This window comes from Amycolatopsis sp. NPDC004625, assembly GCF_040609695.1.
In the GTDB taxonomy this organism is placed as follows: Bacteria; Actinomycetota; Actinomycetes; order Mycobacteriales; family Pseudonocardiaceae; genus Amycolatopsis.
This window is the reverse complement of sequence record NZ_JBEXKX010000019.1, coordinates 118359-130154: the sequence shown is the minus strand read 5'-3', so window position 1 is coordinate 130154 and position 11796 is coordinate 118359. Positions and strand designations below refer to the sequence as shown.

At 73.1% G+C, this 11796-nt stretch carries 11 protein-coding genes; 6 read left to right on the top strand and 5 right to left on the bottom strand.

The genetic code is table 11. The annotated features are described in order from the left end of the window. Positions 1–2 precede the first annotated feature (2 nt). Genes ABZW17_RS23010 through ABZW17_RS23000 form a run of 3 tightly spaced genes read left to right on the top strand, consistent with a single transcriptional unit; the run spans position 3 to position 1881 of the window. Positions 3–536, top strand: coding sequence for a DUF305 domain-containing protein (locus ABZW17_RS23010; protein ID WP_354817567.1), 534 nt, complete (start codon positions 3–5; stop codon positions 534–536). Between the two features lie 56 nt (positions 537–592). Next, positions 593–955: a BlaI/MecI/CopY family transcriptional regulator gene (locus ABZW17_RS23005; RefSeq protein ID WP_354817564.1), complete on the top strand. Its 363-nt coding sequence runs from the start codon at positions 593–595 to the stop codon at positions 953–955. After that, positions 952–1881 (top strand): M56 family metallopeptidase, encoded by a 930-nt coding sequence (locus tag ABZW17_RS23000; protein WP_354817561.1) that lies wholly within the window; start codon positions 952–954, stop codon positions 1879–1881. Before ABZW17_RS23005 ends, ABZW17_RS23000 begins: the two co-directional genes overlap by 4 nt. Here the strand turns inward: ABZW17_RS23000 and ABZW17_RS22995 are convergent. The 4 genes from ABZW17_RS22995 to ABZW17_RS22980 form a co-directional block, all read right to left on the bottom strand. Then, complete coding sequence (locus ABZW17_RS22995) at positions 1868–4108, bottom strand: heavy metal translocating P-type ATPase (RefSeq protein ID WP_354817558.1); 2241 nt, start codon at positions 4106–4108, stop codon at positions 1868–1870. The genes ABZW17_RS23000 and ABZW17_RS22995 overlap by 14 nt on opposite strands. After that, a complete protein-coding gene (locus tag ABZW17_RS22990; RefSeq protein ID WP_354817555.1) occupies positions 4105–4968 on the bottom strand; it encodes a hypothetical protein in 864 nt (287 codons plus the stop codon). Before ABZW17_RS22990 ends, ABZW17_RS22995 begins: the two co-directional genes overlap by 4 nt. A 27-nt stretch (positions 4969–4995) precedes the next feature. Then, on the bottom strand, positions 4996–5202 hold the full coding sequence (locus tag ABZW17_RS22985) for a heavy-metal-associated domain-containing protein (protein ID WP_354817552.1): 207 nt from the start codon (positions 5200–5202) through the stop codon (positions 4996–4998). A gap of 210 nt (positions 5203–5412) precedes the next feature. Next, the gene (locus tag ABZW17_RS22980; protein WP_354817549.1) at positions 5413–6591 is read right to left on the bottom strand and encodes a serine hydrolase domain-containing protein; all 1179 of its coding nucleotides are present in this window, start codon (positions 6589–6591) and stop codon (positions 5413–5415) included. A 206-nt stretch (positions 6592–6797) separates the two neighbouring features. Here ABZW17_RS22980 and ABZW17_RS22975 point away from each other — a divergent pair, with 206 nt between their 5' ends. The 3 genes from ABZW17_RS22975 to ABZW17_RS22965 all read left to right on the top strand — a co-directional run bounded on the left by ABZW17_RS22975 (position 6798) and on the right by ABZW17_RS22965 (position 10864). Further along, positions 6798–8540 carry a PQQ-dependent sugar dehydrogenase gene (locus tag ABZW17_RS22975; protein ID WP_354817546.1) on the top strand — a complete coding sequence of 581 codons (1743 nt, stop codon included), beginning with the start codon at positions 6798–6800 and terminating at the stop codon, positions 8538–8540. Between the two features lie 16 nt (positions 8541–8556). Then, positions 8557–9546, top strand: coding sequence for an SMP-30/gluconolactonase/LRE family protein (locus ABZW17_RS22970; protein WP_354817543.1), 990 nt, complete (start codon positions 8557–8559; stop codon positions 9544–9546). Positions 9547–9730: 184 nt separating this feature from the next. Next, the gene (locus ABZW17_RS22965) at positions 9731–10864 is read left to right on the top strand and encodes a M48 family metalloprotease (RefSeq protein WP_354817540.1); all 1134 of its coding nucleotides are present in this window, start codon (positions 9731–9733) and stop codon (positions 10862–10864) included. Positions 10865–10919: 55 nt separating this feature from the next. Here the strand turns inward: ABZW17_RS22965 and ABZW17_RS22960 are convergent, their stop codons facing one another. Beyond that, a complete protein-coding gene (locus tag ABZW17_RS22960) occupies positions 10920–11789 on the bottom strand; it encodes a LysR substrate-binding domain-containing protein (protein ID WP_354817537.1) in 870 nt (289 codons plus the stop codon). Between the last annotated feature and the right edge of the window lie 7 nt (positions 11790–11796).

Sequence of the window (11796 nt, the reverse complement as noted above, 5' to 3'; positions counted from 1 at the left end):
TCATGCGCAAAAACTTCCTCATCGGCGGCTTCGTGCTGGCCGCCGCCGTCCTGCTCGGCGCCTGCAGCGGCAACGAAGCGGCCGCCGACCACAACGCCGACGACGTCACCTTCGCCCGGCAGATGGTCCCGCACCACAGCCAGGCGCTCGACATGGCGAAGCTCGTCCCGTCGCGCAGCACCGACCCGAAGGTGCTCGACCTCGCGAGCCGGATCGAAAAGGCCCAGGAACCGGAGATCCGGCAGCTGCAGGGCTGGCTGACCACCTGGGACGCCGCCATGCCCGGCATGACCCGCGAGCCGATGCCGGGCATGATGTCCGGCGACGAGACGAAGCAGCTCGAGCGGGTCAAGGGCACCGAGTTCGACCAGCTGTGGCTCGGCACGATGATCAAGCACCACCAGGGCGCGATCGACATGGCGGGCACCGAACTGGCCAAGGGCGGCAACGCCGACGCCAAGGCGCTCGCGCGGAAGATCATCGACGCGCAGCAGGCGGAGATCACCGAGATGCGGGGCCTGCTCTCCCAGGGCTGATCACGGTCGCCGGGGCGGGCGACCGCCCCGGCAGTACCCTGGCCCGCGGAGGTGTCATGCGGGGTCTGGGCGAGCTCGAAGCGTCGGTGATGGACGTGCTCTGGGACGCGGCGGAACCGTTGCGGGTCCGCCAGGTGCTCGACGAGCTGAACCGCAACCGCACCCTGGCCTACACGACGGTGATGACGGTCCTGGACAACCTGCACCGCAAGGGCCGGGTCGTGCGCGACCTGGAGAACCGCGCGTACCGCTACCGCGCCGCCACCACCCGGGCGGAGGCGACCGCGCAGAGCCTGCGCGAGGTGCTCGACTCGGTCGACGACCGCGAGTCCGTGCTGCTGCACTTCGTCAGCACCGTCACGGACGAGGAGTCCGACGTCCTGCGCCGGGCCCTGCGCCGGAAGCCGAAGAAGCGGTGATCCTCGCGGCCGCCCTGCTGCTGGGCACCACCGCGGTCGGCTGGTGGTCCCCGTGGCTGCTGGGCCGGCTCACCGCGCGGACCGATCCGCGGACCGCGCTCGCCTGGTGGCTGCTCACCGCCGCCGGGATGCTCGGCGCCACGGTGGCCGGGGTGCTGCTGCTCGTCCTGCCGGGACACGGCCCGGCCGACGCCGTCCTGCGCCTGCTGCACGACTGCCGGGCCGCGCTCGACCACGACGAGCTGCCCGCCCTCGATCCGGTCGCCGGCACGGTCGCGGCTGCCGTCCTGGCCGCCGCGACCGGCCGGCTGGCGCTGACCTGGCTGGCGCGGCGGCGACGGTGGACCGTCCTGCACCGCCGGCACCTGACCGCGCTGCGGCTCGCCGGCGCCCGCGACACCCGGCCGCTGCCCACCCTGTGGCTGCCGGACGAGCGGCCGATCGCCTACAGCCTCGGCGGCCGCCGGCCCCTGGTGGTCGCCAGCGACGGCCTCGCGGCACGGCTGACGGAACCCGAACTCGGCGCGGTGCTGGCGCACGAACGCGCCCACGTCCTCGGGCACCACCACCTGCTGACCGGCGTCGCGGAGGTGCTGGGCCGGACGCTCGGGTTCGTGCCCCTGCTGCGGGAACTGCCCGCGGCGACGCGGCTGCTGGTGGAACTGGCCGCCGACCGGGCAGCGGCCGCCCGGTGCGGCCCCGGACCGCTCCGGTCGGCCCTGCTGTCGATCCACGCGGTGGACGGCCCGCGACGCGCCCTCGCCATGGCGGGCGGCGGCACGGCCCTCCGCCTGAGCCGGCTCGGCCCCGGCGCGGCGCGGGTGCCGCGTTCGGTGACCGTCGCCGGCGGTGCCGCCGCCTTCCTCGCCGCGCCCGCCATCGCGGCGGGCCTGCTGCTCGTCACCGGAGTGGTCACCTGCCCCTGACCGTGCCCGGCCGAGGCGTGAAACCACGCAGCCGCAAGCTGTTGCCCACCACGAACACCGAACTGAACGCCATCGCCGCGCCCGCGATCATCGGGTTCAGCAGCCCGGCCGCCGCGAGCGGGAGCGCCGCCAGGTTGTAGGCGAACGCCCAGAACAGGTTGCCCCTGATCGTCCGCAACGTCCGCCGGGACAGCCGGATCGCGTCGGCCACCGCGCGCAGGTCGCCGCGGACCAGCGTGATGTCGCTCGCCTCGATCGCGACGTCCGTCCCGGTGCCCATGGCCAGCCCGAGGTCGGCCTGGGCCAGGGCCGGCGCGTCGTTCACGCCGTCGCCGACCATCGCCACCACCTTGCCCTCGTCCTGCAGCCGCTTGACGACGGCCAGCTTGTCCGCGGGCAGCACCTCCGCGATCACCTCGGCGATCCCGACCTCGGCCGCCACCGCCCGGGCGACGGCCGTGGTGTCGCCGGTGAGCAGCACCGGGTTCAGGCCCAGCTCCCGCAGCTGCACGACGGCCTCGGCCGAGGTCGGCTTGACGGTGTCGGCGACCACCAGGACGCCCCGGGCCGCGCCGTCCGAGGCCACCGCCACCGCGGTGTGCCCGCGCTCCTCGGCCGCGGCCTTCGCGGCCGCGAGGTCGTCCGGCAGCGGCTGGCTCCAGTCCGCCAGCAGCGCCGTGCGACCGACCAGGACCGCGTGGCCGTCGACCACGCCCCGCACGCCGAGCCCTTCCACGTTCGCGAAGTCCTGGACCTTGGGCAGGTCCCCGGCCCGCTCCCGGGCGCCGCGGGCGATCGCGGCGGCGATCGGGTGCTCGGACGCGTCCTCCAGGGCACCGGCCAGCCGCAGCAGCTCGTGCTCGTCGACGCCTCCGGCGACGTGGACGCCGGCCAGCGTCATCCGGCCCGCGGTCACGGTCCCGGTCTTGTCCAGCACGACGGTGTCGACCCGGCGGGTGGACTCGAGCACCTCCGGCCCCTTGATCAGCACCCCGAGCTGGGCGCCGCGGCCGGTGCCGACGAGCAGCGCCGTCGGCGTGGCCAGGCCGAGCGCGCACGGGCAGGCGATGATCAGCACGGCGACCGCGGCGGTGAACGCGGCCGCCGTACCGACTCCGCTGCCGAGCCAGAAGCCGAGCGTGGCGGCCGCCAGCCCGATCACGATCGGCACGAACACCCCGGACACCCGGTCGGCCAGCCGCTGGACCTCGGCCTTCCCGCTCTGGGCCGCCTCGACCAGCTCGGCCATCTGCGCCAGCTGGGTGTCCGCCCCGACGCGGGTGGCGCGCACGACCAGCCGCCCGCCGGCGTTGACCGTCGCGCCGGTGACCGCGTCGCCCCGGCCGACCTCGACGGGCACCGGCTCGCCGGTGAGCATCGACGCGTCCACGGCGGACTTGCCGTCCTCGACCACGCCGTCGGTGGCGATCTTCTCGCCCGGCCGCACGACGAACCGGTCCCCCACCGCCAGGTCCGACGTCGGGATCCGCACCTCGGCGCCGGCCCGCAGGACCGCGACCTCCTTGGCGCCCAGCTCCAGCAGCGCCCGCAGGGCGGCACCCGCGCGGCGCTTGGACCGCGCCTCGAAGTACCGGCCGGCCAGGAGGAACGTGGTGACGCCGGCGGCGACCTCGAGGTAGAGGTTGCCGGCGCCGTCCGAGGGCGCCACCGTCAGCTCGAACGGGTGCACCATGCCGGGCGTCCCGGCCGTGCCGAACAGCAGCGCCCACACCGACCAGGCCGACGCCGCGAGCACGCCCATCGACACCAGGGTGTCCATGGTCGCCGCGCCGTGGCGCAGGTTCGTCCACGCCGCCCGGTGGAACGGCCACGCGCCCCAGGTGACGACCGGCGCGGCGAGCGTCAGCGAAATCCACTGCCAGTAGGTGAACTGCAGCGCCGGCACCATGGCCAGGAGGATCACCGGCACCGCGAGCACGGCGCTCGTGATCAGCCGCTGCCGCAACGGATCGCCGGCTTCCGCGGCCGGTGCCGGTTCCGCCGGCAGGGTCGCGCGGTAGCCCGCGGCCTCGACCTGGGCGACGAGCACGGCCGGGTCGACACCCCCGGGCGCGTGCACGCGCGCCTTCTCCGTCGCGTAGTTGACCGACGCGGTGACGCCGTCGAGCTTGTTGAGCTTGCGTTCGATGCGGTGGGCGCAGGACGCGCAGGTCATGCCGCCGATCGCGAGTTCGATCCCGGTGACCGGGGTTTCGGTGGTGGTCATGCCCGGCGCTCCGTCGTGACGGTGAATTCGGCGGTCCGCACGACCCCGCCGTGCTTGAAGTCGAGGAACAGCCGGTAGGTGCCCGCGCTGGGGACTTCGGCGGCGAACCTCACCTGCGGGCCCGCGGCCGTCCGGCCGTCGCCGGGACCACCGTCCGGGTGGACGTGCAGGTAGGCGAGGTCGCCTTCGCGCAGCGCGACCAGGTGCCCGTAGGCGGCGAGGTAGGGCTGCAGGTCGGTGACCGGCACGCCGCCGCGGCTGACGGTCAGCGTCAGCGGCGACGCCTTCCCGGCCGTCAGGTCGCCGTCGAGCCGGACGGTGTAGCCGTCGACCTGCGCCGTGCGGCCGGGCGCGTAGGACGCCGGCCGGTAGTCGCCCGCGACCGACAGGTCCAGGCCGAGCGTCATCGGCTTGCCGCCGGTGGGCGTGAAGTCGGCGAACGCCCGGTAGGACCCGGCCGCCGGCAGGGTGAGCGGGACGCTCCACGTGCCGTCCGGCGCCGGTTCCGGGTGGACGTGCCGGTACACCGCGGTGTCCCGGCGCACCACGATCAGGTGCAGCTTCTTTTCGTGCTCGACGTCGAACGCGGTGACGGGCTCGCCGTCCGGTCCGGTGATGGTGAACGAGAACCGCCCGGCCTCCGGTGTCGGGGCGGCGGCGAAGGTGTAGCCGTCCTGGCTCGACGCGAGCCCGCCCGGCAGTTCGTCCACCGGTCCGGTCATGCCCGCGTGCTCGCCGCCCGTTTCGCGGTGCTCGCCGGTGGCGGGGCTCGGGCCCACCGCGTTCCCCAGGGCGAATCCCCCGGCCGCCAGCAGGACGAGCGCCCCGCCGAACCCGGCCAGCCGTGCTGTGGTGTTCATGTCCGCTTCCTCCTTCGCCCGCGGGAACTACCCGGCGAGCGTGTACCCGGCCTCCTCGACGGCCGCGCGCACCCGCGCGTCGCCGACCGGCCGGTCGCTGGTGACGGTGACGGCCCCGGTGGGCAGGTCGACGGCGACGCCGGTGACGCCCTCGATGGCGCCGACCTCCTCGCGGACCGAGGCCACGCAGTGCGCGCAGGTCATGCCGGTCACGGTGTAACTGCCGGTGGTCATGGGTGCCCCTTCGTCGTGGCTGCACTACCCCCATGGGGTATCTGCTGACGGCACCATTCATACACCCCCGGGGGGTACCCGCGCAACGGGCGCGCCGAGGCGGTCCACCATTCGTGAAGCAGGCAGCATCATCGGCGAAAGCCGGAAGAATTCTTTTGCCCGCAGGAAAGTCGCCGGGGCAGCACCGTCGCGGTGCCGCCCCGGAGTTCGTCAGCGCACGGCGGTCTGCAGCCGCGAAGCGCGCGCCTGGGCATCAGGCACCGCGGGCGCGCAGAACTCCGTCACCATCGCCAACAGCCGGCGGCCCGACGCGGCGGGCGAAGCGCTCAAATCGGGGCTGGACGCGACGGTGATCCCGCGCGTGGCGGCCTCGTCGCTCATGCTCCACGTGTTGTACCCGGGCACGTCGCCGGCGTGGCCCCAGACGTCGGGGGCACCCGGCCCGCAGATCCCGCTCAGGGAAATGCGCATCAGCCCCAGCCCGTAGCCCACCAGGCCGTTCTCGCCCGGCCACGGCACCGTGGTCTTCATCTGCGCGAGCAGCCCGGGCGGCAGCAGTTCGCCGCCGAGCAGCGCGTGGAAGAAGCGGTTCAGGTCGGCGCCGCTGGAGATGATGTTCCCGGCCCCGAAGTAGCGGCTGAGGTTGTAGACGGTGACGTCGGTCAGCCCCCGCGGCGCCGGGTAGAGCTGCTCGTAGCCGCGGATCGCCGGGCGCGGCACCAGCGGGAAGTCGCGCGGCAGGAAGGTGTCCGCCAGGTGCAGCGGGCCGGTGATCCAGTCGGCGAGGACCTGCTCGAACCGCCGTCCGGTGAGCTTCTCCACCAGCAGGGCCAGCACGTTGTAGCCGGTGTTGGAGTACGACCAGCTCGTGCCCGGCGGGAAGAGCAGCGGCTGCACCGTGCTGTCGTGGATCGCCTCGACCTCGCCGAAGTGCACGAGGCGTTCGGTGTCGATCTCTTCCGCGGTCGTCCAGGTGTACTGCGGCGCGAGGTCCCGGGGCAGGCCGCTGGTGTGCTGCAGCAGCTGCCGGACGGTGATCGGCTCCGGGTAGGGCAGCAGGCCGGGCAGGTACCGCGCGACCGGCTCGTCCAGCCCGAGCCGGCCGTTCGCGGCCAGCTTCAGCACGAGGGTCGCCGTGAAGGTCTTGGACACGCTCCCGACGCGGAACCGCCCGCCGGTGTCCGGCTTCGCGCCGGTGACGACGTCGCCGACGCCGGCCCGCCCCCGCCACCGGCCGGCCGGATCCGCCGCGACCGCGACCATTCCCACGTTTCCCGCCTGCACCGCCGCGTCCACCGCGGCCTGGCGCGGATCCGTTGCCGCGGAAGCGGTTCCGGTGCCGGCGATCAGAAACGCGGCACAAACGGCGGAGACGACCCCTCGACGCATGATTACCCCCCGGTGCCTGCAGTCCCCTTCGACGGTAGCGCAGAACGGCCACGCCGGTAAGGGATCCGCCACGTCGGCATGTTGGTTATCCGCTCACCGCCCTTGTCGGCGGCAAACTCTTTGCGCTACCGTGCTTGGGAGCGCTCCCAGTCCTGCTACCAGCGGCAACGATGAAACTTTCGCCGGACTCCCGTGAAAGGAACACCATGCGGAAAACGCGGGGAACGTCCTTCCGGGTGGTGGGCACCGTGGTGCTGGTGGGTCTGGGTGTCGCGCTCCCCTCCCCCGCTGCCACCGCCGCCTCCGTGCTCGTCAACCGCACCGGCGCACCGGCGCCGGGCAGCGCCACCTCCGAGGGAGCCAGGATCACCCGGCCGCGGCCGCTCGCCGCCGACACGACGCCGCCGACCGCGCCGGCCGACCCCCGCACCTCGAACCTGACCTGCACCGGCGTGACGTTGTCGTGGTCGGCGTCGTCGGACGACGTCGGGGTCGCCTTCTACGACGTCTACCACGACGGGCAGCTCATGAAATCCGTGCCGGGCACGGCGTTGTCGGCCGAGCTGGCCGTCGTGCCGGGCGCCACCTGGGGCCTCTACGTCAACGCCCGCGACGCCGCGGGCAACGTCTCGCAGGCCAGCGCCACGGTCCCGGTCGGCGTGCCGCAGTGCCAGGCCGACACCGAGCCGCCCACCACCCCCGGCGGCGTCAGGGCGACCGCGTCGGGCACCACGGTCACCGTGCGCTGGACGCCGGCCACCGACAACGTCGGCGTCACCGGCTACGAGGTGCTTCGCGACGGCACCTCGGCCGGCTCCACCAGCGGTGCGACGTCGTTCACCGACAGCGGCTTGGCCGCGAACACCCGCTACCGGTACCAGGTGCGGGCCCGCGACGCCCAGGGCAACCGATCGGCCCCGAGCACCCCGGCCGCGGTCACCACGGGTTCGTCCTGCGCCACGGCGTTGTGCTCGGTCACCCGGGTGACCACCGAAACCGACCTGCCGTGGGGGCTGACCACGCTGCCCGACGGCCAGGTGCTCTTCAGCCGCCGGGACACCTACGAAATCGTCCGCCTCGACCCCGCCACCGGCACGAAGACCGTCGCCGGGCGGATTCCCGACGTGGCGGGCACCGACGGCGAGGGCGGCGTGCTCGGGATCGCCGTGGCCGCCGATTTCGCGGCCGATCCGTGGCTGTACGTCATGCACACCAGCGCCACCGACAACCGGGTGGTGCGCGTCCGCTACGCCGGTGGCGTGCTCACCGGCCGCCCGCAGGTGCTGCTCACCGGCATCCCGCGCAACAAGTACCACAACGGCGGCCGGCTGCGGTTCGGACCGGACGGCAAGCTCTACATCTCGACCGGCGACGGCCAGAACGGCGCGTGGGCGCAGGATCTCACCGTCCTCGCCGGCAAGGTCCTGCGCATCGACACCGACGGCTCGGTCCCGCCGGACAACCCCTTCGGCACCCCGGTGTGGAGCTACGGCCACCGCAACCCGCAGGGCCTGGCCTTCGACTCGCAGGGCCGGCTCTGGGAGCAGGAGTTCGGCAACTCCGTCATGGACGAAACCAACCTGATCGTCCGCGGCGGCAACTACGGCTGGCCCGCCTGCGAAGGCACCACCGGCAGCTGCGGGCAGCCCGGCTTCGTCGCCCCCAAGCACACCTACCCCGTCGCGGAGGGTTCGTGCAGCGGCATCGCCGTGGTCTCGGGCGGCCTCTACATCGCCTGCGAACGCGGGATGCGGCTGTACCGGGCCGAAATCTCCGGCGACGAGCTGACCGACGTCCGGCCGTACCTCACCGGCACCTACGGGCGGCTGCGCACGGTGGAACCGTCCGCCGACGGCGGCCTGTGGCTGACCACCACCAACTACGGCGACAAGGACAGCATCCCGGACAACAGCAACGAAAGCATCCTGAAGGTCGAACTCGGACGCTGACGAAAGGAAAGCCGTCATGGCCCAGCAGAGTCGCATGTGGACGGTGGTGGCACTGGTCGTCGCGGGCGTGGTGGCGCCTCCGGCGTCCGGCGCCACCCCGGCCTCGCCGTGCACCCCGGGCACGACGTACGGCTCGCCGTTGCCCAGCCCGGCGGTGACGTCCCAGCTCGTCCGCGGCGGCTTCACCTTCCTCGAAGGGCCCACCTGGGACCAGCGGACGGGCACCCTGCTGGTGTCCGACATGCAGAACGCCACCGGCCCCCAGGGCGTGCAGCCCTCGAACCTGCTCCGGTACACCCCGCCGGCCACCTTCGAGACGTTCGTCGCCGGCTCCGGGAGCAACGGCCTCGCGATCACCGCCGACGGCACGCGGGTGCTCGCCGCCACCCACGACAACCGCACGGTTTCGTCCTACCGCCTGGCCGACCGCAGCCGGACGACCGTCGCGGCCGGCGCTCCCGGCCACGCGTTCAACTCGCCGAACGACCTGACCATCGCCCAGGACGGCACCGTCTACTTCACCGATCCGAACTACCAGCGCGGCAACCGCGCCGACGAGCAGGGCGGCCACACCAGCGTCTTCCGCGTCCGCGACGGCGTGGTCGGCCTCGTCGACGACACGCTGCCGCAGCCGAACGGCGTCGTCCTGTCCCCCGACGGCCGGACGCTCTACGCGGGCGCCACCGGCGCCGACGTGATCGTGAAGTACACCGTCCGTCCCGACGGCAGCACCGGCGACCGCACGACGTTCGCGCACATCCGGACGCCCGACGGCGCGACCGTCGACTGCGCGGGCAACCTGTACTGGGTGTCCAACAGCGAGGGGCTCGTCCACGTGTACTCGCCCTCGGGAGCGCAGCTCGGCACCATCTCGGCCGGCCGCACCAGCACCAACGCGGCGTTCGGCGGCCCGGACGGGCGAACCCTGTACATCACGTCGAGTGTGCCCGGTGCCGGCTTCGGTCTCTACCGGACTCAGCTCGGCGTGCCCGGCAACCCCTACTGAGTTACACCGCACCGGTAACCGTCTCGCGTCTGGTACTTTCGGCCGATGTCCGCGCGGGGAAAACCCTCCGAAAGACGTGGGCCATTCCGGGGTTCCTTTCCCGGCGCCGGTTCGACCGCCAGTAACCGTCCTAGCGTGACGGTGCTTGGTGATCTTCAACCGGAACCGAAGAGGGGAAACCACCTTGCCCGACCGGACCAGATTCCTCGGCAAGACGCTCGTGGCCGCGGGCGCCGCGGCGGCGCTCGCGCTCGCCACGGCCGTTCCCGCGGCCGCGGCCGCACCATCCACGGTCGAACAGGACGTCGCACAGCTGTACCAGGACGTCATCGACCTCTACAACGGGCTGCCCGCGGACGCGCTGCGCGACGTCGACCGGCTCATCGACTCGCCCGTCCCGCGCATCGGCCCGCGGAGCCGGGCCGCGGCGGGCCCGATCCCGGGCTGCACCGAAGGTTCGCTGCTGACGTACGCGAACAAGCTCGCCGCCCAGCTCACCCCGCTCGAGGGCCGGGCGATGGACGCGCTTTCGGGGCTCAGCCAGCTCTACGTCCAGGGTGTCGCCTCGGACAAGACACCGCAGGTGTTCGGCACCGACGGCCAGTACACCCCGCGCGCCACCGCCACGATCGACAAGCTGCGCGGCTTCTGGGACATCGAGAGCTGGAACATCCAGCTGGTGGCCTGGAAGGGCACCGACCTCGGCAGCCAGGCGAAGATGGCGCAGACCTTCGGCCTCGGTCTCGCGCCGGCGAAGGTGAAGGCCGCGGCCGCGCTCGCCACCAAGGTGCTGTACGAAGTCCCGGCGATGCAGGGCGGCCGCAACCCGCTGATCACCCTGAACGCGTTCTCCGCCCCGGCGGGCAGCCTCGGCGGCAAGCGCGTGGCCCTCGGCGACGGCCTGCTCGACACCGTCGACGCCCTGGGGTTCGACGACGTCTCGGTCGAATCGGTGGTCGGCCACGAATACGGTCACCAGGTCGACTTCGCCCACGACAACCACCCGCGCAACGAGTCGTCCGAAATGGGCCCGGACGCCTACGGCGGCTACTTCGTCGCGCACGCCAAGGGCTTCGCCTGGAACGCCCGCACCCAGCAGGAAGTGACCTATCTGGACGCCTCGATCGGCGACTGCTACCACAGCCACGGCACCCCGGAGCAGCGCAAGGCCGCCGGCGCCTGGGGCGAGAAGCAGGCGACGAGCCAGGCCAACCCGAACCGGATCATCCCGTCCGCGACGATGATCGACAAGTTCCAGAAGGAGTACCCGAAGCTGATGCCCCCGGCCACCGAGCAACCGGCCGCGGCGCACAGCTGAGTTCGTTTTTCCCACCGCCGGGCCGTTTCCCCACCGAGGGAGACGGCCCGGCGTGCTAGGCCTGGGGCACCAAACTCGCCGCCGCGGCGGCGAACGCGTCGATCAGCGGTGACCGGCGCGACGTCAGCCACGCCAGGCAGACGCGGTTCGGCCCGATGTCCTCGACCGGGATGCCGACGACGTCCGGGCGGGTGTAGAACGTCGCCGTCGACAGGGGGATGACGCTGATCCCCGCTCCGGCCGCGACCAGCTCCAGTTTCTCTTCGACGCTGTGGATCCGCGGGACTTCCGGGCGGCCGGGCTCGCGCAGTTCGAGGGCGATGTCCCGCCATTCCGGGACGGCGTCGGGGTCCTGCAGCAGGTGGTCGCCGGCGAGTTCGGTGACCGACACGGATTCCTTGCCGGCCAGGCGGTGGCCGGCGGGCACCATGACGACGCGGGGTTCTTCGAACAGCGGCCGCACGGTCAGCCCGCGCCGGTCGATCGGCAGCCGGACGATGCTGACGTCGACGCGGCCGTCGTGCAGGACCTCGACCTGGTCGTGCCAGCCGGTGCGCCGCAGCCGGACGCCGACGTCCGGCCGCGCCGCGGCCAGCACCCGCACCGCCGGCGTGACCACGATCCCCGGCATGAACCCGACCGTCAGCACCGGCTTCGCTTCGGCCGCGGCCACGACCCGCCGGTGCACGGCCTCGGCCGCCGCCAGCAGGTCCCGGGCGTCCGCCAGGAGCTGCTCACCCGCCGCGGTGAGGACCGTGGTGCGGCGGTCCCGGACGAACAGCGGCGTCTTCAGCTCGTTCTCCAGGGCGCGGATCTGCCGCGACAACGCGGGCTGGGCGATGTGCAGCCGCGCCGCGGCCCGCCCGAAGTGCAGCTCTTCGGCCAACGCCACGAAGTACCGCAGTTTCCGCAGGTCGAAGTCCACTTCGGCA

Bases quoted from the DNA above. Each gene is read 5' to 3' on its own strand.
- ABZW17_RS23010 (WP_354817567.1), top strand. From the start codon at position 3: ATGCGCAAAAACTTCCTCATCGGCGGCTTCGTGCTGGCCGCCGCCGTC.
- ABZW17_RS23005 (WP_354817564.1), top strand. From the start codon at position 593: ATGCGGGGTCTGGGCGAGCTCGAAGCGTCGGTGATGGACGTGCTCTGG.
- ABZW17_RS22995 (WP_354817558.1), bottom strand. From the start codon at position 4,108: ATGACCACCACCGAAACCCCGGTCACCGGGATCGAACTCGCGATCGGC.
- ABZW17_RS22990 (WP_354817555.1), bottom strand. From the start codon at position 4,968: ATGAACACCACAGCACGGCTGGCCGGGTTCGGCGGGGCGCTCGTCCTG.
- ABZW17_RS22985 (WP_354817552.1), bottom strand. From the start codon at position 5,202: ATGACCACCGGCAGTTACACCGTGACCGGCATGACCTGCGCGCACTGC.
- ABZW17_RS22980 (WP_354817549.1), bottom strand. From the start codon at position 6,591: ATGCGTCGAGGGGTCGTCTCCGCCGTTTGTGCCGCGTTTCTGATCGCC.
- ABZW17_RS22975 (WP_354817546.1), top strand. From the start codon at position 6,798: ATGCGGAAAACGCGGGGAACGTCCTTCCGGGTGGTGGGCACCGTGGTG.
- ABZW17_RS22970 (WP_354817543.1), top strand. From the start codon at position 8,557: ATGGCCCAGCAGAGTCGCATGTGGACGGTGGTGGCACTGGTCGTCGCG.